Below are 26,032 nucleotides of genomic sequence, written 5' to 3' on the forward strand. Positions count from 1 at the left end.
CGCCTCAAACACTTTCGCCAAAGAGTACAGACCAGTCGGCAAGATAACGATCATGGTTAAATAAGTTAATCGCAGTCTTGCGTGCCTCAGCCCCCATCTTCCTGTTCACACCTGGATTCTTCATAAGATAAATAAGCTGCCCCCGTAACTCATTTGGATCATTAGAATAAAAACCATTGACACCATTCCGAATAAATAAATCAACATCATGATTATGCGCACTAACGGTCACAACACCGCACATCATTGGCTCACAGCGCGCACGAGGCATAGGAGAGCGAAGTGTCGGATTAAAATAAACGCTATATTTCCTAATTTGATCAATATAGTTTTTATACTTTGCAACCGCAAAAACATTGTCAATATATTCCACATCAGGATTAGGGACGCATAATGTCTCCGGACGAAATTCATGAGGGAAACTTTCCGAAAAAACCTCTTGGTATAAATAAAAACCTCGGTAATACGGACGGGAGCTAACTAGAGGCCCAAGAGGGGACAGAATCCCTTTAGAATATGTAGCCGGGAGAAACTCAACGGGATCGAACCCATGCCAAATCACACGAGACTTATGGAAACCCCATTCCATTCGAGCCTGATGCGAATTGCATACTATTTCTATGTCCTTGACGTACTCAACAAGCGCAGACCGAGCCGGTTCGATAACTGTCATCAAATCCGACTTCTCATACCCAGGGGTATATTGACCATAAAATTGAGGCGTGCCATGGCATACAGCAACTTTGGGAAGGTTAACATGCTCTACAAAATGACGAAATGCCGCTCCCCAATCAGCCCCAACCGTACCATTAGTATTTTCATAATTAAGAACATTTTCATCAAAGTGCAAAATGGCCAAATCAAAATCAGACTCTCGCACGTCATCGATATTAATAAATTGGGCATTAGAAGGGAATGGGCGCTGGCCATATTCCCATGAATCACTCATGGGGGAACCAGTCCCCTTGACCAAGAAAAAATCATGCCCGCTTTTATATAATTCATACTGGTGGGGGACATGCCAACGATAAGTCAGAATCCGAAGTTTCTTAACGCGATTATTTAGACCAACGATGTCTGGTCGAGGAGCCCCTTCAAATAGCTTTTTTAATTCCGCAAGGTCTATGTTTTCCTCATGCGCACCATCACACTTTGCTGACCACTTTGCCAATTCGTCAAGGGTACTGCTGGCCCACCTCCTCGCAACATCACGAAGCTCAGGGTGCTTAATAAAAAGTTTACGAAAATTCTTGATAGATTTCCGGGGCTTCTCCGACTCAGGAACTGAGGATGGATGAGAGATATGAACTGAGAATGCATCTTCGGTGAATTTAATACCGAGACCACGTTTATATAGCCTATAGCCCATTTCCACATCTTCCCAGCCAAATCCGGATTCGGGAGATAGAGAATATGAAAAATCTGAATCAAATAAATCCTCTGTGACCGCTGATTTCTTTATTGAAAAATTTCTAGTAATACAGTTCAAAAACCCATCTAAAAAAATCCGATCCTGTAGCTCGGACTCAATAAGTGGTTGCGCAGGGTTGGATTCTAAATCTTGCATTTTCGTTCTAGGATGAGCACCATTTGTTTCAATGTTATGCGGCCCAATTACAACTTCACAATCAAGAAAAGATTGGGCAGAAACATGCGAAGAAATAAAATCTTTATTAAGCATGCAGTCAGCGTCAATAATTATGACGATATCACCCGAAGCCGCCTGAACCCCGCGATTACGAGACTGACAATTCCCTATATTCCTCTCATTCCGTAGGATTTTATAAGATATATTCGCCCTCTGAGTCCGATCCCTATTCTTTAAAAACTCTTCTGCGACAACGGATTCCGAATCACCGAAACAGTCATCCACATAAATAACCTCAATGCCGCCAGAGTAACTTTGGTTGAAATATGATTCAATAACCCACTTTAATTGATCAGCTTTTCCACTCAATATCGTAACGATACTTACTTCAGGAAGACGTCTGCATTGGTATTTTACCAACAGGTCATGAATCGGAATGTAAAGCTCATCACCAATAGGCGCCTGGAGCAACCTTGTCGCCTCAACAGTCTTACAACTAATGATTCCATCCGCATAACTGACAGCATTGTCCAGGGCCTTTTGAGTTAAGTCACTCTCATCCAACGCGACAGTGAAAATGGGAATGTTCTTTTTCCTTGATGCCCTTGCAATAACCCGGGCCCGCTCATTGTCATAGCTTAATGGAATTAATACCACCTGCCATTTATTGTCACCCCCTAGCTCTTCAACATTAGCAAAGTGAAGATCTAGATTCTGCTTATAATTCATTAGTTTTATTTCATTAGCAGCATTCTCATCGAACCCCAGAAGCAAGACAACCCTTAGATCCCCAATAATATTCTCTGTCGAAATTGCTTCTCTGTAATAGCACCTACTTTTTGACCTGAGCCTGCCAAAAGTTGTATTCAGCGCTACACCGGCATGCCTTCGCCCTGACACTATTTCTGTGGTGCTCAATTTTGTTTTAGCGATATTTGACGGCAAACTCACTAACGAAGAGCCCGGATCCCAAGCACACCAAACAGCCACACAGTTTGCTCTTGTCGCGTCTGGCGAAGCAACAGAAATATAAAATCGCCCCTTATAACTAAAATCATCTGGAAGCAACAAAGAGTAGTAAGCATTATCAGCCAACTGGCTTGCAGAGACTGTCTCTTTATGCAATACCTCATAGGTATCTGAATATACGCAAATTTCAACGGAGCAGGTGTTTTGGCGCCGAAAAGTTCCGAACAAAATCGAAATTGTTAAAATTTTATCTGGCCCTGTATCTACTTCCTGAAGCAATGTCAAACCCGATGAAACAACAATTGCTGATCCGGGCTCAATATTAAGCCCAACACACCCCGCCTCATTCACTCGAAACATTTTACGGGCATATTTAATTAAAAAATCAAAAATATTATTAATCACGTCACTTTGCTCAGTATTTTATGCGCTCTAACTGCGTACTATCTTACCCCCCCCTAACTGAGAATAGCCTACTATCAATGTATGCCAGACAATTCACTCACAACTCTGGGGGACGAAATGCTTGCTCACAAGCACCTAAACGAACACTCCATTCTTCAATTTCTCTCAATTAGGCGTGCACGCTAGATTATATCAGGACTCATGATTTCATACAGCTGAATCGCCATATCCCTTGGGGTCAAATGTTTTTTGCTCACACTGATGGCCTCTTTCATTTTTGCTCGGATCGCATCATTTTCCAACAAAAGTAGTAGTTTACTAGCCAAAGTATGCCGATCCCCAATCTCAGATATAAAGCCAGTTACAGGGTCGTCAATCATTTCAGGTACTGCGCCACATGCTGTTGAAACAACTGGGCAACGCATCATCAATGCTTCCCTTACAATATTCGGCGTGCCTTCCATTTCGGAAGTCAAAAGAAGCACATCGGCAATAGATAGCAATTGCCACATGTCGGATCTACGACCCAGCATATGGAATTTGTTCTGAATCCCATTACGCCTTACTTCTTCCTCAACTGCGGAGCGCATTGGACCTTCACCACATAGGAGAACGACGCAATCATTTAGTTTGTTGAGTACATCCGCGCAGACATCAACAAACAACAATGGATCCTTTTCATGTGACAATCGGAATGCCCCAAGAATTACCTTTTCATCTGGTTCTATGCCGAGTGATCGCCTAAGCACCTGCCCTTCTTCAACACTTAGCGAAACCTTTGACTCAGGCTCATACGAATTATGCAACAGCTTGATACGGCTACCATCGATCCCGATCCATTCAGCATAATCTGCATTTCCGAGTTTCGAATTCCCCGTTAAGAACACTCTGTTCGATTCAGCCAGATAGCGGTAGCCTGGCAGAAACCATGGGATATTTAGATACTCAAAGTGTGATGGATTGTAATTCCTGAACGACATCACAATCTTCGGGATATTGGTCATCAGCGCAGCAATCGCACCCGTGATATTGGTTGAATCTAATTGTGCCACCAGCGCATCGGGCTTCAGTCGATCGAGTAATACTGCTAAACGCTGTACACTTTCCGCACCGGTATAAACGCGCGGCTCCACCAGAGGATAGATCAACTCATCCCGCACCAACCTGACTCCACTATCCTTGCCCTCTTTTTCAAGCTGCCACACGTCTATGCCCGCCCGCTCGACTAACGGAAGGTAGTGTGCGTTTTCTCCTTCGCAGTTGTTTACGATCAGGCACACTTGCTTGCCCAAAGCCTTTAAGCCAATGGCCAAATTGACCCACTGGCGTTCTGCACCTCCAGACGAAAGCGCATGTGTGTAGAGGGCAACAAAGCTAGTTTCAGCTCTTGCTGGGAGTTTCAGATTGCTGGTATCAACTAGATGCCTCAATGCCCCCTCAAACCCACCAGTTTGTGAGCTGATTTTTAAGCAGCTAGTCACAACGGGCAGGTATCTTGCCGTACTCTCGTGAATCGGGGTCAGCCAGTTGTATCTATAAAATGGTCTCAAAAACCATCGCCCCGTTTGCCTTGGCAACGAATAGATGACTTGGTCATTCCAGATGGAATATCGTGGTGCTTCTGACACCCTAATCTCTTCATGGGATGAAATAAATGGCAAATACTGGCTTGGTCCGACAAACAATGCCCAATCCAGCACCGCATCACGATCAGCTTCCGTTGTTAGACTCTCGAATGGCCCGGCCACATATACGCCGTTCTGTTGAGACTTGTTTTTCACTGCGCGCCACATGCCTTTAACGCGCGACAGCAGGTGCATAAGGTTGACAATTCGGCCGACAATATTGAAGTAATGGAATTCATATTTGACCCAGTTACCTTTACTATCATAGCGCTGAGGGATGATCAGACGACGCAATCTCTGTGCTCGAAGGTACTGGATTTCATTAACCCCGAACAGTTCCACGTCTTCATCCAAGGAAATCAAAGTGCACCCCGCGAGATCGAATGGCAACTGACTGATGACATCGATTATGCCTTGATCGGCGTCGAAGCGAAATGTATTCGCATCTGGCAAATCATCCGTGGTCACTGACGCCTCAATCGAGGCAGCCTTTTCAACAAGGCTCAATCTAACGATGTCAAACGAACCAAGTAAATTTCGTATCGGTGTTTTTTCTTCCGGAGGATTCGCTATCGGATTCGATATAACGAGTACTCTGGGTGCGACAAACCCAATCAGTCGGAATAGATGTCCATTATCGACAGAGTAGTAAGCCGGGACATCTTGAGCAGAAATTGAAGCAAATGAATCCCTTTCTGGCAGGATTGCAGGCCTATTACGCAACCATTTATCTAGCATGATCACTGACCAAGTTTGATAAATTGAAAAGCCATTGTCGGATGCCTGTGTCTTTATGAATTCACTGGCGCGCCCCCCCCCAATCCATTTACCGATAGGACTTTCCTCCGATATCAGAGTATTTTCCAGAGCCGAAACCAAATGATGTTTACCCCAGCCTGACGTCAACGGGAGACCAAACCCTTTCTTAGGCAAATCGATAATTTCACGTGGAAGATAACGATAGGCAATTTCCCTTAGTAGCAACTTTCCTCGACCACCGTTAACTAGGTATTCTCCCGGTATTCTTTCGGCAAATCGTGCCAATTCTACGCTCAAGAATGGTGTACGGACTTCAAGGGAGTTCTGCATACTCATCCTATCCACCTTGGGTAGAACCGCTCCAGGCATGTAATTTTCTGTATCACTCGCCCGAAGCCGATGAAGTAATTCTGCGCTGCCGTGATCAACTTCCTCTATCAGATGCCTAACATGTTCCGCGGAGCCACTCGGAATGAAGCCAAAAAGTTTACTCAACTGTAACGGGCTGAAAATTGTTACGCGGTTAGAATTGTAATAACTCCGTCCCGGGCTCCAGTTTCGTCTGGGCTGACTCTGGTAAGCCTTGGCCTCTGTGAGAGTATCGAAGTATCGACCATACCCCCCAAACAATTCATCACCGCCGTCTCCGGACAACGCAACTGTTACATGCTTACGTGCAAATTTTGACAAGAGAAAAGTTGGTAGGCAGGAGCTATCTGCATTGGGCTCGTCTAGAAGTGAGCCGGAATGATTTAGGAAATCCGTTGCCGATGGCGACAGGATTTGGTCCCGATGCTCGGTACCCAAATGTGCCGCGATCCGCCGGGCGATCTTATGCTCGCTTCCTTGGTCCCCTTCAAATCCAATCGAAAATGTCTGAAGAGGGATGTCCAGCTTTCTTCTTGCCAATGCACAAACAGTGGAAGAGTCTACGCCGCCCGAAAGAAAAGCGCCCAAGGGGACGTCTGAAATCAGTCTCCTCCTAAGGCTACGCACCAGTATGTCTTCTAGTTCATCGACTAGATCTTCTCGGGAACCACTTGAAAAGCCATGTAGCCCGGGTTCAAAACGGAAGTGGCGCCGAATTTGAAGATCGCGACCATTAACCTTCATGAAATGACCAGGTTCAAGCTTGTACACATCGCGATAGATGGTACGAGGTGCCCCAACGTACTGGAACATCAAGATATCGCTTAACGCGTCTGGGGATATATCAGCTGAAAAGCCCGGCACCTCTTCAAGGCACTGCAGCTCCGATGCGAAGGCCAATCCACCATCTGGGGTTTGAAAATAGTAAAGGGGCTTCTCACCAAAGGGGTCTCGCGCCAATATTAATTCACCACTGGGGTGATGGAAGGCAGCAAACGCGTACATACCATCCAGATGATCAAAAACGGACTCCCCCCAATATGCAATTCCAGCCAGTAGGACTTCGGTGTCTGTGCGTCCATGGAAAACACCCCCCCTAGATTCAAGATCACTCTTGATTTCCTGGAAGTTATATATCTCTCCATTGAAAGAAATTGACCACTCGCCATTATTCCAGTGCATTGGCTGACGGCCCGCGTCAGATACATCAATGATTGACAAACGCCTGTGGCCAAGAACACAACGGGCCTGGTCATCGGCCCACACATCCGTGGCATCGGGGCCTCGGTGCACCATACGGTCCGTCATTTTATGGACAACTGACACCTGCCCTGTGGCGAGCAGTCCCTTATAGCCAAAATTATAAAGTCCAGCAATTCCACACATAATCAAGAAGTACAAACAATAGCGTTAATCATTGCCGAGGCGCCAAATGCATAAGAAATTAAACAAAAACCAAGCACTAAAAATCCGCGAAACTCGGACCAAACAAAATACATGACACAATCCCCCTGCCTAACTGCAATAGCAGTTAGGCAACACAAACCAAGAAATTGAGACAATGGCACATAAACTAATCAATCGTAGACTTTTTGCCAACGTATACGATAGTACTACCGTTTCCATAACTGAAATCAACGGAAGCGTCACTACTGACCGGTAGAGGCGTAGGCTGCGGCCTGGTCAAGCGGTTCTGTCGGATCCTCACCTCGGAAATGGCATTAAAGGCATCAGTCAAAAGGCGATTTACTTCCTGCTCTGCCGAGGGTGATTTCACAATAGATGTCCCCTGCACCAAAAGACGACCAAGAGAACGAAAAAAATCTCCTAACATTCCGTCTGGTGAAGGGTTAGTCTCCATTTTCAGAATTTCAGTAAAGTCAAAACCTTCAACCTGGTTTATCTGATCAATTTGATCCAGCAGTCGACTGGCAACCCCTCCTAACTCTTGACTGATCGCATCATTTGAGAAATCCACAAGTCCAAGGAATTGTTTAGTAAAACCATGGCGACCAAGCTGAGAGACCAAGATAGAAGGATCCATACTTCTCATATGTTGCCAGGGATGAAACATATGTTCGCATGCCGGACAGAAGACCATCTTGCGATCAATATCCTCCTGATTCGGGGTCGTCAGAATCAACACACCGTCTTCGCGGACAAACTGCGACAGGGACGTCAACACAACCTCATAGTCTTCATCAGAAATGTGCTCGATGACCTCGCTGAAAATCACGACATCATATTGGCGACCATCTTCCCCACGCTCAAGTCCGAGAAAACGATCATAATGACCAACCAGTGACATCAACGTAGATTCACGGTCACCCGCCGGGTCAAAGGCAGCAACGCTATAACCTCTATCCAATAGCTGTTTAACAAGAAAGCCACTGCCCGCACCAAAGTCTAGAATCCTTCCACCCACAGGAAGCCATCCAGACACCAAATTTAGCAGCTTCTCCCCATTCAACTTTGCAAAGGACAAGTCATCCAAATGGGAATCGGACACCCCATTCCAGAACCTGTTAACTAACATGGGGGTCCATTTAATTTTTTTTATCATAGAAGATCCAATAACTCTCTTGACAGTTTAAGCCAAATATAAATCAGACTTGGCGATGCTAATTGATGGGCAAAGGTTCACAACAGAAGTTGTATATATTTCCGGCGTACCGATCACAGTAAAGCTGAGCGCAGAGGGTATGCAATCGTACTGCACTCCGTCTTCCCCAGCATTAGCAGCGTGTAAGATATACTCCCCACCCGAAAGCCAATTATCGATATCCATACTGATATCGAGGACTTCACCGCGCGTGAGATGGAGAAAAACATCCTGCCCTAGCGATTTATTACTCGCGCCAAAAATATCAACGCTTTTAGTAGTCCTAACCATAAACCCTGTTGACAAATAATCCACATCTTCGTTTACACGGACACGTTGCGTAATCCTGTATTTTCCCCCTGGACTTAGCGCTCGAACAGCTTGGCCATCCGGTGTAAAAATCCCGACTGACAATATTTCGACTTTGCGATTTCCAAATCGCCCAGAGCTCTCATCAAAGCTCATCGCAACATTTTTGCCCTCACGGCCATTAGCGGAACTTTCATATGTCGAACCATCCCCTGATCTAATGCCCTTCCGACTCCCTTTGGTATCGCTATACAAAACCTGAAGATATTGCTTTGCAATAGATATAGGATCACCAACAGATAAAACCTCACCACCATCCATAAGTACCGCTCGATCACAAAACATAGTTACCGCATTCACATCGTGCGTAACTAGTAAAATACTAACCCCCTTCTCCCTCAACTCACGCAATTTTCTAAAACATTTCTCCTGGAAGCGCGCATCACCGACAGAAAGGGCTTCATCAACGATTAGAATCGCTGGATCCATGACTGTTTGCACCGCAAATGCCAAGCGCATCATCATCCCAGAACTGTATGTCTTGACTGGCTGATCAATAAAATCACCAATATCAGCAAACTCTTCAATCGCACCAAATTTCATGGCAGTTTCAGATCGGCTCAATCCCAGTATCTGAGCATTGTGGAAGACATTTTCGCGCCCAGTAAAGTCTGGATTGAAGCCACTACCAAGTTCGAGCATGGCAGTGATCCGCCCACCAGCTTTCAACTCCCCAGTAGTCTGCGACAGTGTACCTGCGATTATTTGAAGCAAAGTGCTTTTGCCTGCGCCATTACGGCCAAGAATCCCCACTGCCTCGCCAGTGGCCACTTCAAAACTTACGCCTCGAAGCGCCCAATGCTCACGGAACAAAGGGGGGGGAGCTTGCTTTCCAAGCCAGCGTCCCAAACGATCTCGGAACGCCTGTTTAAATCGATCTTGAGGATTTGCATATATCCGGTAGCACTTACCAATATTCTCTAACCGGATCATAGGTTGCTCCGTGGGACACATGTTATTTAATCTTTATACAACGTCTGCGAATGCCGGCCTGGTTTGCTCAAACACCCAAAGCCCGGCCCATGCAACAATCAATGAGGCAACCATGCTGGTCAGCCATGGCCACAAGTGCGGTAAGTGCCCAAGTATCAACACATTACGCACATCTTCGATGGGGTACGTGAGCGGATTTATCAAAAGAAGCTTTTGAGCAATCAACGGCGCCGATTCAACCGAATAGAATACCGGGCTCAAAAACAGCAGCATTGACATCAACACACCGATCAACTGCTCAACATCCCTGAAAAACACCCCGAGCGCTGAAATCAACCAAGCGGATCCAATAGCAAACAGTATCAGCGGCAGCAGCACCAAAGGCAAAAAAACCAAAGTCCAATGAATCTCATGTTTAAAGAGCAAGACCATCAACACCAAAATACCAAAACCGACCGCGCCGTTAAATAATGCAGTAAATAAACTACCAACTGGCAAAAGCTCCAATGGGAAAATAACTTTCTTTACATAGTTTGGGTTATTAACAATAAGTGACGGAGCCTTGCCAACAGTTTCCGAAAAAATGGCATGGACAATCAATCCGCAATAAAGCATCGGAACGAAATCCGTCATATCCCCCTTTCCAGCCCAACGTGATCCGAAAACACCGCAAAACACAAAGGTATAAACCCCCAACATCATCAGAGGGAAAATCACCACCCACATTTTTCCAAGTATGGAACCGCGGTACCTCACCTCAACTTCTCGTTTTACTAAGGAGTAAAGAAGGTCGCGGTGCTCATAAATAGACCCCAAACCAAAGCTGACAGAAAATTTTCTCACATGTAGCCCGTGTATGTTTTATACCAATCCACCCACCGAGTGACTCCACTCACCAAAGAAGTTTTTGGCTCGAATCCAACTTGGTTCTTGAGCGCTTCAACATCTGCGCAAGTCGCAAGTACATCACCATTTTGCATGGGCAGGAAATTTTTCTCTGCCTCCATGCCCAACGCTCGCTCGATAGTACCGATAAAGTCCAGCAACTCAACCGGAGTATGGTTACCAATGTTGTAAACTCGGAAAGGGGCATAGCTCGTGGCTGGATCTGGTCGACCATTGTCGTAATCCGGGTTGGCAGTAGCAATTTTATCCAACACTCGAACAGTTCCCTCGGCTATGTCGTCGATATAGGTGAAATCACGCCGCATCTTGCCATAGTTAAAAACATCTATCGATCGCCCTTCCAATATTGCAGAGGTAAACAACCAAGGCGACATATCAGGCCGCCCCCAAGGCCCATAAACAGTAAAATAACGCAGTCCTGTAGTTGGCAAACCGTAAAGATGGCTATAGCTATGAGCCATCAATTCATTTGCCTTTTTACTTGCAGCGTAAAGGCTCACGGGGTGGTCAACATTGTCATGTACCGAAAAAGGCATGTGGGTATTGGCGCCATAAACGCTAGATGAACTCGCATACACAAGATGCTCGACACTGTGTTGGCGACAAGCTTCAAGTATATTCCCAAAACCCAGAAGATTGGTTTGGATATAAGCGTAAGGGTTTGTCAGTGAATAACGCACACCAGCCTGGGCCGCAAGGTTAATTACCCTCTGGGGGTTTTCAGCAGCAAATATTTCGTTTACAACCTTGTGGTCAGCGATATCCCCTACCACAAAAGAAAACTCAGCATATTGCTCGAGCTCCCCTAAGCGCGCCGATTTCAGCCTTGGATCGTAGTAGTCGTTAAGATTGTCAACACCGATGACCGTGTCTCCCCGATCCAACAGGATTTTTGCGACATGCATACCAATGAACCCGGCACAACCGGTAATTAATACTTTCAATCAATCGCTCCCAAATAAATCACGCGTATATATTTTATCTTGCACATCGGCGAGTGCCTCTGACATCCGATTAGCGACGATGATATCAGCGATATCCTTGAACTCATTTAAGTCATTGATAACACGAGAATGGTAAAACTCGGCCTCGCTCAGAACAGGCTCATAAACAACCACCTCGACCCCCTTGGCTTTAATGCGCTTCATAATGCCTTGGATACTTGAAGCCCTGAAGTTATCCGAACCCGACTTCATGATCAAGCGATAAATGCCTACAACTCGAGGGTTTTGACGCAGAATTTCATCTGCGACAAAATCTTTGCGCGTACTGTTAGCCTCCACGATAGCGCGGATAAGATTCTGGGGCACATCTCGATAGTTGGCCAACAATTGCTTAGTATCCTTAGGCAAACAGTAGCCTCCATAGCCGAAGCTAGGATTGTTGTAGTGGTTACCTATCCTCGGATCAAGACAGACACCTTCAATGATCTGTCGGCTGTTTAGGTTATGTGCAACGGCGTAGTTATCCAACTCATTGAAATAAGCAACTCGCATAGCGAGGTACGTGTTAGCAAAGAGTTTAATCGCTTCGGCCTCTGTGCTATTTGTGTACAGGGTCGGTATATTATCCTTTATGGCGCCGTCTTTAAGTAGATTTGCAAAAGCCTCCGCTGAGGCAGATTTATCCCCAACAATGATTCTCGATGGGTAAAGGTTGTCATACAGTGCTCGGCCTTCGCGAAGGAACTCTGGAGAGAAAATAATTTTGTCAGAACCAAAACGCTCCCTTATCCTAGCTGTATAGCCAACAGGTACAGTAGACTTAATTACCATCAAAGCTTCTGGGCGCAGGTCTAGCACATCTTGAATGACGGCCTCAACAGACTTCGTGTTGAAGTAATTTGTTTCAGGGTCATAGTCAGTCGGCGTAGCAATGACAACAAAGTCAGCATCTTGGTAGGCTTCATATTTGTCCAGCGTAGCGCGAAAATTCAGAGTTCTGTTACTCAAAAAATCCTCGACGTCTGCATCCTCGATAGGCGATCTAAATTCATTAAGCATCCTCACCTTTTCAGGGACGATGTCTAGGGCAACAACCTCGTTATGCTGAGACAATAGCATCGCAATGGACAAACCAACATATCCTGTGCCAACGACAGCAACTTTCATGAAAACAATTCCGCATTAATCATTGGCGATCCATTTTCATCTTTCTCGGATACCTGTGGGGAAAAATGAAAAGGCCACTCAATACGAATATCTGGGTCATCCCAACGAATACAACGCTCCATTTCGGGAGTGTAGTACTCAGTTGTCTTGTAAAGAAACTCGGCGGTATCAGAAAGCGTGACAAAGCCATGAGCAAAACCTGCGGGCATCCAAAACTGTTTCTTATTTTCAGCAGAAAGGAACACCCCAACCCATTTACCGAAAGTTGGTGAGGACTTTCGAATATCCACCGCAACATCAAAGACCTCACCACTCACTACACGAACAAGCTTTCCCTGAGCCTTGGGAGGCAATTGGTAGTGCAGTCCCCGAAGCACACCGTGGCGACTCTTGGAGTGATTATCTTGTACAAAATCAACAGCCAGGCCTGTCAGCTGGGCAAATGTCTTTGCGTTATAACTCTCCATAAAGAAACCACGATCATCCCCAAAAACTTTGGGTTCAAAGATAAGGACTTCAGGAATCTCTGTAGGAATCAAGTTCATCAGTAAATCTTCTCTGTAAGCAAACGGCTCAAGTATTGACCATAACCACTTTTAGCCAGGGGCTTAGCCAATGCTTGAAGTTGTTCATTGTTCACCCAGCCCTGTCGCCAGGCTATTTCTTCGGGACACGCAATTTTCAAGCCCTGTCGCTTTTCCAGTGTGTGGATAAAGTGACTGGCCTCAAGCAGCGAGTCATGGGTTCCGGTGTCCAGCCAAGCATCCCCTCGCCCCATCCGTTGCACATCTAATATGCCCTGCTCAAGATACAACCGGTTGATGTCTGTAATTTCCAGCTCTCCCCTAGGAGAGGGGGCCAAATTTTTTGCCATGTCCACGACTTGGTTGTCATAGAAATACAACCCGGTAACCGCATAGCGGCTTCTGGGTTTATCAGGCTTTTCCTCGAGAGTGACCGCTTTGCCATTCCTATCAAACTCAACGACACCGTACCGCTCAGGGTCATGAACTGGATATGCAAAGACGCTCGCCCCATTCGCGTTCTGGCCTGCTTGTTGTAATCGCTCTTGCAGCGCGTGACCGTAGAAGATGTTGTCCCCTAGAACCAGCGCGGACGCCGCCCCTGACAGGAACTCTTCCCCAATAATGAAGGCTTGGGCCAGCCCATCGGGTGACGGCTGAACGGCATATTTAAGATTAAGACCCCACTGACTACCGTTCCCCAGCAATTGTTCGAATCGGGGGGTGTCCTGTGGCGTGGAAATGATCAATATGTCTCGAATCCCCGCCAGCATTAAGGTGCTCAGCGGGTAATAAATCATGGGTTTGTCATAGACGGGCATCAACTGTTTGCTGACCGCCAACGTAACTGGATGCAGTCGCGTACCCGAACCTCCGGCGAGGATAATTCCTTTTCTTTTCGTCATGTTGTTCGCTCCAATAGTTCTGCCAGAACACGAGATACGCCGTTTTGCCACACTGGCATCGCCAACCCGAACATAGTAGCGATCTTCGCTGTATCGAGCCGTGAGTTCAGGGGTCTAGATGCTGGTGTTGGGTACTCAACAGTGGGGACGGGCGCGACAGATTGAACAGCCAGGGGAACCCCCATGCCTCTGGCTTGCACAAAGATATATTCGGCAAACTCATGCCAAGACGCAGCGCCAGATGCGGCTAGATGATATATCCCGGCTTTTGCCGGATCGAGCGCAACAGACCGTATGGCGTGCGCAGTTACGTCTGCAATCAACTCGGCGCCTGTAGGCGCACCAATTTGGTCGCACACCACTGAAAGCTGCGTGCGATCTTGCCCTAAACGCAGCATTGTTTTTATGAAATTATGACCGCGCGCGGCAAAGACCCAACTGGTGCGGAAAATCAAATAGGTGCAGCCGCTCGCTAGGATAGCTTCTTCACCCGCACGCTTTGTTTTACCGTAAATGGAAAGCGGGGCCGTCGCGTCAGTTTCCTTCCACGGCATTTGCCCGGAACCGGGAAAGACATAATCCGTTGAATAATGAACGAACAACGCGTTGAGTATTTTAGCTTCCTCAGCAAGTATGCGCACTGCATCCGTATTGATGGTTTTCGCAAGGTCAATTTCGGTTTCTGCCCGATCGACTGCCGTGTAGGCCGCTGCGTTAACGATGATATCCGGCGCTGTTTTGCGCACCACATCTCTCAGCGCTTCCGGATAGGAAAGATCACCAACAAGTCCCGCAGTGCCATTGCGATCAAGGGCAATCAACTCACCCAGCGGAGCCAATGCGCGTTGCAACTCCCATCCGACTTGTCCATTTTTCCCGAGCAGTAAGATTTTCATAAGGTGTATTGCTTCGCGGTCCATTCGCGATAGGTGCCGCTGGTGACATTCGCCACCCAATCCTGATTATCCAGATACCAACGAACGGTCTTGCGGATGCCAGTTTCGAAAGTTTCCGCCGGCTTCCAGCCCAATTCACGCTCCAATTTCGTGGCGTCGATCGCGTAACGACGATCATGGCCAGGGCGATCGGTCACAAAGGTGACCTGCTCGGCATAGGATTTACCATCCACCCGCGGTTGCTCTTCATCAAGAATGTGACACAAAGTATTCACTACATCTAGGTTCGCCTTTTCATTCCATCCGCCTATGTTGTAAACCTCTCCCAAACGCCCCGCCTCGAGCACGCGACGAATGGCGCTGCAGTGATCTTTCACATAGAGCCAATCTCGGATCTGCTGACCGTCGCCGTAAATCGGCAATGGTTTACCTGCTAAGGCATTGTGGATGCACAGAGGAATGAGCTTTTCCGGGAAATGATATGGGCCATAGTTGTTCGAACAGTTTGTCGTCAACACAGGAAGGCCGTAGGTGTGGTGATAGGCGCGAACCAGATGGTCTGAAGCTGCCTTGCTCGCCGAATACGGGCTATTTGGTTCGTAGCGGTGGGTTTCGGTAAAGGCAGGCGCATCAGGCTCAAGCGAGCCATAAACCTCATCAGTTGAAACATGCAGGAAACGGAACAAAGCTCGCTCCTTCTCTGGTAACGCGCCCCAATACGCGCGCACCGCTTCCAAGAGTCCAAACGTTCCAACGACATTGGTTTGAATAAAATCCGCTGGCCCGAGAATAGAACGGTCCACATGGCTCTCAGCGGCAAAGTTAATTACTGCCCGTGGCTGATATTCCGCCAGCAACTTGCTGACCCGCGCTGAATCACCAATATCACCCTGAATAAAGATGTGCCGTTCATCACCAGCCAGTGAGGCAAAATTCTCGAGGTTACCAGCATAGGTGAGCTTATCGAGATTGATGACGGGCTCATCGCAGGCGCCCAACCAGTCGAGCACAAAATTGCTACCAATAAATCCCGCAGCTCCTGTGACCAGAATCATTGTGGGGCTTTCTCCAAACTCTTAGATTGAAAATCAGGTAATCGGATTATTTTTCCATGACTCAATTCGAATACTCGATCGCACAACTCACACAAAAGCGTGTGGTCATGCGAAGCGAACACAAAAATCTCGGCATTTGCGATCAAATCGTGCATGCGGGCTTTGGCCTTTTCCTGAAACCCGGCGTCGCCCGTGCCAAACATTTCATCAACTAAAAGGATTTCCGGTTGACCGCCAGTAGCCACGGCGAACATAAGCCGCATGGTCATGCCAGACGAATAGGTGCGCACGGGCAGGCTAAGGAAATCGCCCAGCTCGGTGAATTCCTCGATCTCAGGAATTTTCGTGCGCATTTCTTTAAGGGGAATCCCCATGAGCATCCCCATGCGCAGAATGTTCTCATAACCGGATAACTCAGGATCCATGCCCGAGCCGATTTCGAGCACCGTAGCCGTGCGGCCTTCGCGGATCACTCGCCCGCTATCCGGGGTGTAAATACCCGCCATCGTCCGCAACAGGGTGCTCTTACCCGCGCCGTTATGGCCGATCAAACCAATCGAATCGCCACTTTTCAATTCGAAGCTGACACCATCCAACGCCGTAACAGCCACCGTGTGTCCCGCCTCGGCGGCGATTTCCCCCCCGGTGGCAATCCGCATAAATTGATGCCGCAAGGATTGCGCACGGGCGTTGTAGATGGGGTATCGGACCGTGACATTGTCAAAAATCAGGCGCGCCATAGATTAAATCCAATAAGGAATGCGCGTACGGCGGGTGTGAAACAGCCACAAAGTGACCAACCAACCGACCACGGTCATGCTGAGCAACACTGGCCACACGAACCAAGGACTGGGATGCCACAAAAGCGGGTCGCACACGGCCGTGATGAAATAACTGAAAGGATTGAGCCACACCACCCAACTGCCGACACCAAGCTGCTCGGCCTTAAACAACACCGGGGACATGAAGAACAACAGGGGCATGAAGTTCGCGATGGCCGTTTCTGTATCGCGATAGCGCGCGGCAAACATGCCAATAAAAAGACTGATCCAGCTTAAGTTGAGCACCGTGAGCAAAAAAGCGGGGAGCGCCAGCCAGGCACTCCAGTGCCATTGGGGCGGGTAAACGAGTAGCACAACCACAACCACAACCGCGTTGTGTGCAAGGTTGATCAGATGCCGAAGCATCAGCTTCAACGGGTGAAAAAACAGAGGCAACTGCACATTCCGAATCAGTTGCGCATTCTGCACAAACACTTGGCTACTTTCAGTAACGATGCCGGCAATAAACCCCCAGAGAATCAAACCGATCGTCAGCAAGGGGATAAATACGGCCTTATCCATCTTGAACAAGGTGCTCCAAACGAAGCCCAGCCCACCCACGCCAATGGCTGTACCCAATGTGAGCCAGAACGGCCCCAACATGCTGCGTTTGTAGCGCGCCTTGGTATCACTCCAGGAAAAAAACAGCGCGGCGGGCAGGTTGGCCAGCGCGCTTAGGATGTCGGAACGGGTGTCACCTAGGCGGGTATTCATACAAAAATCTTATTGTGCGGGTTCGACCAATAAAGCGCGATGGAGAGCAACCCAATGACAGCGCGTAAGATTAAGTGTCATTTCCACCTTTCGAGCAACTCGTCAAAATTGCAAACCCAAGCGCGATATACCCAAAACATAATAACAGTTTCTTCACTTGCATAAAGCAGGACATAGGTAGGACAAGATCGCCGGCGTGCTGGGTTAGCTCCCCATATCGTCAACCAAGAACACCCCGATGCTGCAGTATCGATACCGCAGCACTGCCCAGCTCCTCCGGCGATGAACAGCTCCGCAAGCAGGCATAAAAAACCCGCAGACCTAGTAGGAATGCGGGTTTAATTAAGGTTTTAGAACATCTTGAGACGGTATAAAACCACTGGTTGGCGCAGCGGACGGGGCTCGAACCCGCGACCCCCGGCGTGACAGGCCGGTATTCTAACCAACTGAACTACCGCTGCTAATTTTGATGTGGTGGGTGATGAGAGGCTCGAACTCCCGACCTACGCCTTGTAAGGGCGCCGCTCTACCAACTGAGCTAATCACCCGTGGAGCGGGAAACGAGGTTCGAACTCGCGACCTCAACCTTGGCAAGGTTGCGCTCTACCAGCTGAGCTATTCCCGCACATCACGGCTGCTTTTTAGGGCAGCTGTTTGTCACAGAGCGCGCATTATACAAATGAACTTCGGGCGCGCAAGCGTTTTTTCATGCCGCCGTCATACAGGCAGCGAACCTGGGGGATCCTGCGGTTCGGGAACCCCGGACGCCGGTTCGAGCCGTGTTTCGGCGACCGGATCGGCCGGACGATATAAGCCGATGACCGTCCAGCCTTCTTGAGGCATGAACTGTTGCTCATCATCCCAGATCTGCAATACGCCTTTGGGATTGATTGCCATAAGCACCCGACCGCGACCGGCAAAGCTTTGCTGGTATTTCTCCCAGGTGAAGGTGTCGGTCAGGCGCGTCATGTAAATCTCGCCCTGCTGCTCCATCAGCTGAAGCAGATCCTCCAGCGAGACCTCGGCACCAAACAGGGCACGCCCCACGAAGGTATGGGAAAGGCGTTGATGTGCGGCTCCGGTGGTCTCTTGCGCGGTTTTGAGCACGAAAATGTTGCCCGCGCCGAACTCGTGCCGGTAACGAATGGCGGACAGGTGATTGATCTCGGGCGAAGCCGATACTGCAAACAGCCGCCCAATCCCAAGTAAATCGAGCCGGCGGTCGGCGGCTTCCGAAACGGGATTGCCATAAAAGGTTTCCAGCCCATCCATGCGGGCGGCGCGGATATCGCTGTAGCTCGTATCGGCCAGAATGATGCGATAGCCCTGTTTCTTCAGCGCCTGCGCCAGAGCCCGCGAGAAGCGATTGACGCCAACCATCAGGATGCCCCGATCTTCCGGCTGGGCGACGCCCAATGCTCGTGCCAGCGGGCGGGCGGTGAGCGAGGCCAGCACGACGGTGCCCACGATCACGGTAAAGGTCAGCGGCACGATTGCCTCGGCGCCGCTGACCCCCTGTTGATCGAGCTTGAGCGCGAATAATCCGCTGATGGCCGCCGCCACGATGCCGCGCGGCCCGATCCAGGCAATCATCAATTTTTCACGCCAGCTCAATCCCGCACCCACCGCACACAGCCAGACTTTCAGGGGCTGCGCAATGAATTGAATGCTGAGCCAGACCAGCAGCGCGCCAAACCCCACGGTGCGGAACATGGCCGGATCGACGCGCGCCGCCAACACGATAAACAGCATGGAAATGAACAGGATGGTCAGCGACTCTTTGAAATGCAGCACATCCATCAAAGGCACGGCGCGCATGTTCGCCAGCAGAATCCCCATGGCGGTGACGGCCAGCAGGCCGGACTCTTCCGAGACCAGATTCGAGAGGGTGAACACGCTGAGCACGCTGGCCAGCACCACGACATTGATCAAATACTCCGGCAACCAGTGTCGCCGCAGTACGATGCCAAGCAGATATCCGCCGACAAGGCCGCTCGTCAGACCCACCCCGATCAAATGAGCGAGCGGCCACGCCCAGACTGACCAATCGGCAATCCGCGCGATCGAATGCCCCTGCGTGGCCAGCAAGAGTTCGAAAATCAGCACGGCCAGCATGGCGCCGATCGGGTCGATCACGATGCCTTCCCACCGCAGAATGGTGGCGACTTTCGCACTCGGCCGCACGATCCGCAGTAAGGGCACGATAACGGTCGGCCCGGTCACCACCACCAGCGCACCGAACAGGGCGGCAATCCACGGATCGAGCCCGACAAACTGGTAAGCGGCCAGCGCGGCAACCGCCCAGGTCACCGCCGCGCCGACCGAGACCAAGAGCCAAACGATGTGCCCCACGCCCTTCAGTTCGCTGAACCGCAGGGTCAAGGCGCCTTCAAACAAAATCACCGCCACCGCGAGCGATACGGCGGGGAATAACAAATCACCAAAGAGCTGGTCCGGCTTGAGCCAACCCAGCACCGGGCCGATCAACAAGCCGAGCAACAGCAGGAACAAAATCGCCGGGACTTTGACGCGCCAGGCGAGCCACTGGGCGGCAATGCCCAGTGCGACCAGCGCCGTCAGCAGGAGCAGGATATTGGCATGCATGATTCTCTCCGAAAAAGGCGGCGCGGACGAAACCCGATCGTTCAGCGGCTGGCGTTTTTCGATACCACCAAACCTTGCTGACGGGAAAAGGTTAGCATCCGGTCGATGGACTTCACCGCGCGCTGACGGATGGCTTCCGGCACGCTGATTTCATGCCGATCGGGCTGCTGCAAGGCAGCCAGCAGATTACCGAGGCCATTCATGGCCATCCAAGGGCAATGCGCGCAGGAAATGCAGCGCGTCTGTTCGGCGGTGGGTGCCTCGATCAAGCGTTTGTGCGGCGCGGCCTGCTGCATTTTGTAGAAAATGCCGTTGTCGGTCGCCACAATCAGTTCCGCATTCGGCAACCTTTGCGCCGCCGCAATCAACTGACTGGTAGAACCCACGACATCGGCCAGCGCCACCACGGCACGGGGCGATTCGGGATGCACGAGCACGGCAGCTTCGGGATGCTGCCGTTTGAGCGCCAATAAATCTTCCGCCGCGAATTCGTTGTGCACCACGCAGTCGCCTTGCCAGAGCAGCATGTCCGCGCCGGTTTGTTCCTGAATGTAGCGCCCGAGATGACGATCCGGCGCCCAAAGGATTTTTTTCCCCTCAGCCATCAGATGCCGCACGATCGGCAGCGCATTGCTGCTGGTGACCACCCAGTCCGCGCGCGCCTTCACGGCGGCGGAGGTATTGGCATACACCACCACGGTGCGTTCCGGGTGGGCATCGCAGAAAGCCGCAAAGGTATCGGCCGGGCAACTCAGATCCAGCGAACACTCGGCCTGCAAGGTCGGCATCAGCACGCGCTTTTCCGGACTCAAAATCTTCGCGGTTTCACCCATGAAACGCACGCCGCATACCACCAGGGTTTGCGCCGGATGCGCCGCACCAAAGGCCGCCATATCAAGCGAGTCGGACACCCGCCCGCCAGTTTCATCGGCCAGTTGTTGCAGCTCGGCATCGACATAGTAATGCACGACCAGCACCGCATTCTGGCGTTCGATCTCCTGCTTGATCGCCGCCTTCAGTCGGGCTTTGTCTTGTGGTTCGAGCGCGGGCGCGGGCGGCGTGGACAAGGCCAGCGACTGAATGCGCGCCGCCAATTCAGGCGGAATCGGCGGTGCAAGGGCATCGGAACGGTTCATAACAGGAAAACCTCTAGGGTGACCGCTCGGTGACCGCAGGCGCCGATGGGATTACTCGGGTTTTTCAACGACGGGCTTACGCACACGGATCGACAGTTCTTTGAGCTGCGCTTCATCAACCTCACCCGGCGCCTCGGTGAGCGGGCAGGCGGCCGACTGGGTTTTCGGGAAGGCGATGACTTCTCGAATCGACGACGCGCCGCTCATCAGCATGATGATGCGATCGACGCCGAACGCCAAGCCGGCCATCGGCGGCGCGCCAAATTTGAGCGCATCCAGCAAGAAGCCGAATTTCTCCTCGGCCTGTGCCTCGCTGATCCCCAACAAGCCAAATACTTGTTTTTGCAGCGCTTGGTCGTGAATACGCACCGAACCGCCGCCCAGCTCGAAGCCATTGAGCACAAAGTCATATGCCCGCGAGCGCACCGCCTCGGGATTGGTCGCCAACATCGGGACATCCGCCTGATTCGGCGCGGTGAACGGGTGGTGCAACGCGTAGTAACGCCCTTCTTTTTCGTCATATTCGAACATCGGGAATTCCGTGACCCACAGCGCACGGAAACCGGATTCGACCAGTCCGAGGTCGTGCCCGAGCTTGACCCGCAGGGCACCCAGGGATTCATTGACGATCTTGGCCTTGTCCGCCCCGAAAAACACCAAATCCCCGGTCTGCGCGCCGGTTCGACTCAGGATGCCCGCAATCGCCTCGTCGGTCAGGAATTTGAGAATGGGCGATTGCAGCCCCTCGCGTCCGGCGGCGGCATCGTTGACCTTGATGTAGGCCAAGCCCTTGGCGCCAAAAATCGAGACATATTTGGTGTAGTCATCGATCGCGCTGCGCGGCAAATCATTACCTTTGGGCACACGCAAGGCCGCCACCCGACCGCGCGGATCGTTAGCGGGCCCGGAGAACACCTTGAAATCGACCGACTGCAGCAAATCCGCCACATCGACCAGTTCCAGCGGAATCCGCAGATCGGGCTTGTCCGAACCGAAACGGCGCATCGCCTCCGCCCAAGTCAGGCGCGGCAGCGGGTTGGGCAGCGCCACTTCCACCGCCTCGGCAAATGCATGCCGCATCATGTCTTCCACCAGCGCCATCACGCCTTCTTCATCCATGAAGCTGGTTTCGATGTCCAGCTGGGTGAATTCCGGTTGGCGATCGGCGCGCAAATCTTCATCGCGGAAGCATTTGACGATTTGATAGTAGCGCTCGAACCCCGCCACCATCAGCAATTGTTTGAACAACTGCGGGGATTGCGGCAAGGCGAAAAACTCCCCCGGATGGGTGCGCGAGGGGACGAGATAATCGCGCGCGCCCTCCGGGGTGGCGCGGGTGAGCACCGGCGTTTCGACATCGATAAAGCCCGCCTCGTCGAGATAACGGCGCAGCGTGCGGGTCACCTGATGCCGCAGACGCAAACGCGCCAGCATTTCCGGGCGGCGCAAATCGAGATAGCGGTAGCGCAGGCGGTGTTCTTCGGAAACGCGCTCGTCATCGAGCTGGAAGGGCAGCGGCTCAGAACGGTTGATGATCGCCAGCCCCAGCCCCAGCACCTCGACCGCGCCACTGGCGATGTTCGGATTCTCGGTGCCCGCCGGGCGGCGGCGCACCCGACCACGCACCTGAATCACGAATTCACTGCGCAGGCTTTCGGCCGTGGCGAACACCGCCGGGTCATCGGGATCGAACACCACCTGCACCATGCCGTCGCGGTCGCGCAAATCCACGAAGATCACCCCGCCATGATCCCGGCGGCGGTTGACCCAGCCCACCAAGCTGATTTCCTGATCTAAGACGGCGAGATCGACCTGTCCGGCCGTGTGGCTGCGCATATTCATTCCAAGGATTCCGTGCAAATTCGTAAAAACAGGCCGCGCAGTTTAGCAGGGTTGCGCGGCGGCTTTAAGCCACGGGGGGCGGTTCAACCGATACCGGGGCGGGCGATTTCGGCGTTACCACCCCCAGCGAGATCACCATCCGAAAACCCTCTTCCACCGACATTTGCAACGGAATCACTTCATGCTCCGGCACCATGATGACAAAGCCGGAGGTTGGATTCGGCGCAGTCGGCACAAACACCGTCAGCACCTTTTGCGCGGTTTTATCCTGCACCTCGCCCACGGGTGCCCCGGCCAGAAACGCAATCGACCAGCAGTCTTTGCGCGGATACTCGACCATGACCACCTGCCGGAAGGAGCGCGAATCCTGCGAGACGAAGGTTTCGATCACCTGCTTGGCCGCCGAATACACGCTACGCACCAGCGGGATCCGGTTGAGAACAGCCTCGCCCCAGCCGACCAGGGTGCGCCCCAGAAAATTAGCCACCAGCGCCCCGGTGAGCAGCACGATCGCCACCGCGAGCAAGGCGCCCAAACCGGGGATGTTGAAGCCGAACACCGCTTCCGGGCGAAACTCGGGCGGCAAGAGCAGAATGCTGCGATCCATGAAGCCGATGATCAGCCCGATCACCCAGACGGTAATGGCCAATGGCGCCCAAACGAGCAGACCCGCCACCAGCCATTTGCGCAAGGTCGAAGTTTTTTTGATTCCGTCGCTCACAACGCCGCCCCACTCACCGCAAAATCCAGAGTGTTCAGGTTAGCAGGAAAAGGGCGGGCGAGTGACAAGACGGGCGCGGCACGCGCCCACGAATCGCCCCCGTGAAATCAGACTTTGAACTGCTGAACCAGCTTGGCCAGCGTGTGTGACTGCTGGGACACCGCCTTGCCGGCATCGGAAATGTCTGCGCTCCGCTGAACGGTCGCACTGGCAGCCGTGCTGATCGACTCGATGTTCTGCTTCATGCCGCTCGCCACGGCGGTCTGTTCTTCCGCGGCCGCTGCAATCCGCACGCTCATGTCGCTCAACTGACCAAAGGCTTCGGCAATGTCCGACAGCATTTGATTGGCGCCGGTGATGGCGTCGAGGCTTTCCTGACTCACCTGCCGCCCCTCGCCCATCGCCGACACGGCCTCACTCGCCCCCGTCTGCAATTGCGCGATGATGCTGGAAATTTCGCGCGTCGATTCCTGCGTGCGGGTGGCGAGCGAACGGACTTCTTCCGCCACCACCGCAAAGCCCCGTCCCTGTTCGCCGGCACGCGCCGCTTCGATGGCCGCATTGAGCGCCAGCAGATTGGTTTGATCGGCAATACCCCGAATCACATCCAGCACCTTGCCAATCGTCTGGCTTTGGCCGGACAAGCCGTGAATTTTTTCCTCGGCGCGCGACAGCACCGCATCCAGCCGCTCTGCGCTCTGCGCGCTGCTATGCACTTGCTGCAGCCCCTCGCGCAGCCGATCGTTCGCCTCCTGCACCGAGGCACTGGCACGCTCGGCACTGCGCGCCACCTCTTCCGCGGCTTCCAGGGTTTGGCTCATGCCGGTGGCCAGGCCATCCGTATCACGCGCCTGCTGTTCGGCACCCCGTTGCGCCAGGCTGGCGGCGCCCGTCAACTGCGCCGAGGAATCATTGAGGGATTGCGTGGTTTTCATCACCTGCGTCACCAGCCCGTGCGCCGTCTGCGCGAAGGTGTTGAATGCTCGGCTGACTTCGGCAATCTCGTCCTCGCCATTCACCGGCAGACGGCGGGTCAGATCCCCATCGCCTTCGGCAATCGCCCGCATCCGTTCCGCCACCCCGCGCAGCGGGCGGGAAATACTGAGCACCGAAAGCAACGCCAACACCCCCACCACCACAATCCCCAGCAGCACCAGCCCGACCTGACCCAGGGTGATCCGACCAATTGTTTCGTTGAGCAGGGCGGATTGCGCTTCGATTCGCTGTCGCTCTGCCGTCACGACCGCCTGCGCCGTGTGATCGGCCTGGTTGAACGCCGGATCAAGCGCGGTGCGCACCAGATACGCATCCATCCGCCATTTGTCGGATTTGTGAATGGCAAACGCCTTGTTCGCCTGCGTGATGAATTCCGGCAACATTTTCAGGAGTTGCGACACCGCATCCTGCTGCTCGAAGGTCAAGATATTGCCGTATTTCTGGTTGATTTCCTGCGTACGGGTCAGCACTTCGTTGACATACAGCGTGAAATTGTTTTCCAGCGCCGGGCTGCGAAATGCCATGAACCCCCGCAAGGCGGCCACCACATCGCCCCACTCCCCACGCAGCCGCGCCAAGTCCAGTACCAAAGCCCGCCGTGGCACGGTGGTGGCGTCGGCGTCCGCCTCTTCATTGATGAGTGAGCCCATCAAGCCAGAAATCTGGATCGACAAAGGATTGACATTGAGGTTCGCGTATTCCATCCCCGGCAGATTGAGCTTGTCGTCCGCCGCCACCTTCATGACATGATTGGCCTGATCCACAAAAGTTTTGATCTGGGCATCCAAGGAATCCAGCGGTTCATTGCTGTAGCGTTTGAGCGTGTTTTGCTGGGTACTGATGCCGGCAATGGCGGCCTCGAAAGCCTGCCGATCCGCCGGGCTTTTACTTTGCAGGAACAACCCGACCGATGCCATGGCCTGCTCCAGCTGCAAGCGGATACCTTCCGCCGCAAACGCGGCCGGCTGTCGTTCGTTGACGACCGCGTTCGCCGCCCCGCTAATCCGCCCCATGTTGAGATAGGTGAGCACGGCCATGGAACCCATGACCAACAAAATCAGCCCGTAACCAAACAGGTTTTTCTGGGCAATCGAGAATCGAGCAATCCACTGAGTCATCGCTGATTTCCTTGTTTAATTGTTTGGACGGATGAGCTATCGGCCGCGGCCGCCACAACTTGAG

The 26,032-nt window shown here is 51.7% G+C and carries 18 protein-coding genes and 3 tRNA genes; all 21 read right to left on the minus strand.

What is annotated here, in order from left to right:
• Window positions 1-4 precede the first annotated feature (4 nt).
• Entirely contained in the window at window positions 5-2,962 is a 2,958-nt protein-coding gene (locus tag VOI35_RS08450; RefSeq protein ID WP_407275616.1) for a glycosyltransferase, read from the minus strand.
• A gap of 182 nt (window positions 2,963-3,144) precedes the next feature.
• Entirely contained in the window at window positions 3,145-7,116 is a 3,972-nt protein-coding gene (gene asnB / locus VOI35_RS08455) for an asparagine synthase (glutamine-hydrolyzing) (RefSeq protein ID WP_407275617.1), read from the minus strand.
• Window positions 7,117-7,288: 172 nt separating this feature from the next.
• Entirely contained in the window at window positions 7,289-8,224 is a 936-nt protein-coding gene (locus VOI35_RS08460; protein WP_407275618.1) for a class I SAM-dependent methyltransferase, read from the minus strand.
• 81 nt (window positions 8,225-8,305) lie between these two features.
• Window positions 8,306-9,619 (minus strand): ABC transporter ATP-binding protein, encoded by a 1,314-nt coding sequence (locus tag VOI35_RS08465; RefSeq protein WP_407275619.1) that lies wholly within the window; start codon window positions 9,617-9,619, stop codon window positions 8,306-8,308.
• Between the two features lie 33 nt (window positions 9,620-9,652).
• Window positions 9,653-10,462, minus strand: coding sequence for an ABC transporter permease (locus tag VOI35_RS08470; protein WP_407275620.1), 810 nt, complete (start codon window positions 10,460-10,462; stop codon window positions 9,653-9,655).
• Window positions 10,459-11,469 (minus strand): NAD-dependent epimerase, encoded by a 1,011-nt coding sequence (locus VOI35_RS08475; RefSeq protein ID WP_407275621.1) that lies wholly within the window; start codon window positions 11,467-11,469, stop codon window positions 10,459-10,461. Before VOI35_RS08475 ends, VOI35_RS08470 begins: the two co-directional genes overlap by 4 nt.
• Window positions 11,470-12,636, minus strand: a complete 1,167-nt coding sequence (locus VOI35_RS08480; RefSeq protein ID WP_407275622.1) for a nucleotide sugar dehydrogenase — start codon at window positions 12,634-12,636, stop codon at window positions 11,470-11,472.
• On the minus strand, window positions 12,633-13,181 hold the full coding sequence (rfbC, locus tag VOI35_RS08485; RefSeq protein ID WP_407275623.1) for a dTDP-4-dehydrorhamnose 3,5-epimerase: 549 nt from the start codon (window positions 13,179-13,181) through the stop codon (window positions 12,633-12,635). The genes VOI35_RS08480 and rfbC overlap by 4 nt, the downstream gene beginning before the upstream one ends.
• The gene (gene rfbA, locus VOI35_RS08490) at window positions 13,181-14,065 is read right to left on the minus strand and encodes a glucose-1-phosphate thymidylyltransferase RfbA (RefSeq protein ID WP_407275624.1); all 885 of its coding nucleotides are present in this window, start codon (window positions 14,063-14,065) and stop codon (window positions 13,181-13,183) included. Before rfbA ends, rfbC begins: the two co-directional genes overlap by 1 nt.
• Entirely contained in the window at window positions 14,062-14,961 is a 900-nt protein-coding gene (rfbD, locus tag VOI35_RS08495; protein ID WP_407275625.1) for a dTDP-4-dehydrorhamnose reductase, read from the minus strand. Before rfbD ends, rfbA begins: the two co-directional genes overlap by 4 nt.
• Entirely contained in the window at window positions 14,958-16,016 is a 1,059-nt protein-coding gene (rfbB, locus tag VOI35_RS08500) for a dTDP-glucose 4,6-dehydratase (protein ID WP_407275626.1), read from the minus strand. The genes rfbD and rfbB overlap by 4 nt, the downstream gene beginning before the upstream one ends.
• Window positions 16,013-16,756, minus strand: a complete 744-nt coding sequence (locus VOI35_RS08505; RefSeq protein WP_407275627.1) for an ABC transporter ATP-binding protein — start codon at window positions 16,754-16,756, stop codon at window positions 16,013-16,015. The genes rfbB and VOI35_RS08505 overlap by 4 nt, the downstream gene beginning before the upstream one ends.
• A gap of 3 nt (window positions 16,757-16,759) precedes the next feature.
• Window positions 16,760-17,551, minus strand: a complete 792-nt coding sequence (locus tag VOI35_RS08510) for an ABC transporter permease (protein ID WP_407275628.1) — start codon at window positions 17,549-17,551, stop codon at window positions 16,760-16,762.
• Between the two features lie 384 nt (window positions 17,552-17,935).
• Window positions 17,936-18,012 (minus strand) — tRNA-Asp (locus VOI35_RS08515).
• Between the two features lie 11 nt (window positions 18,013-18,023).
• Window positions 18,024-18,099, minus strand: a tRNA-Val gene (locus tag VOI35_RS08520).
• A 1-nt stretch (window position 18,100) separates the two neighbouring features.
• Window positions 18,101-18,176: transfer RNA gene (locus VOI35_RS08525), tRNA-Gly, on the minus strand.
• A 92-nt stretch (window positions 18,177-18,268) separates the two neighbouring features.
• Window positions 18,269-20,155 (minus strand): cation:proton antiporter, encoded by a 1,887-nt coding sequence (locus tag VOI35_RS08530; protein WP_407275629.1) that lies wholly within the window; start codon window positions 20,153-20,155, stop codon window positions 18,269-18,271.
• 41 nt (window positions 20,156-20,196) lie between these two features.
• On the minus strand, window positions 20,197-21,291 hold the full coding sequence (gene nadA / locus VOI35_RS08535) for a quinolinate synthase NadA (RefSeq protein WP_407275630.1): 1,095 nt from the start codon (window positions 21,289-21,291) through the stop codon (window positions 20,197-20,199).
• 51 nt (window positions 21,292-21,342) lie between these two features.
• Window positions 21,343-23,127, minus strand: coding sequence for an aspartate--tRNA ligase (aspS, locus tag VOI35_RS08540; protein ID WP_407275631.1), 1,785 nt, complete (start codon window positions 23,125-23,127; stop codon window positions 21,343-21,345).
• A gap of 70 nt (window positions 23,128-23,197) precedes the next feature.
• Window positions 23,198-23,854, minus strand: a complete 657-nt coding sequence (locus tag VOI35_RS08545) for a DUF502 domain-containing protein (RefSeq protein ID WP_407275632.1) — start codon at window positions 23,852-23,854, stop codon at window positions 23,198-23,200.
• A 107-nt stretch (window positions 23,855-23,961) separates the two neighbouring features.
• Window positions 23,962-25,968 (minus strand): methyl-accepting chemotaxis protein, encoded by a 2,007-nt coding sequence (locus tag VOI35_RS08550; protein ID WP_407275633.1) that lies wholly within the window; start codon window positions 25,966-25,968, stop codon window positions 23,962-23,964.
• Between the last annotated feature and the right edge of the window lie 64 nt (window positions 25,969-26,032).

Source organism: Halothiobacillus sp. DCM-1 (genome assembly GCF_045689735.1).
GTDB lineage: Bacteria > Pseudomonadota > Gammaproteobacteria > Halothiobacillales > Halothiobacillaceae > Halothiobacillus.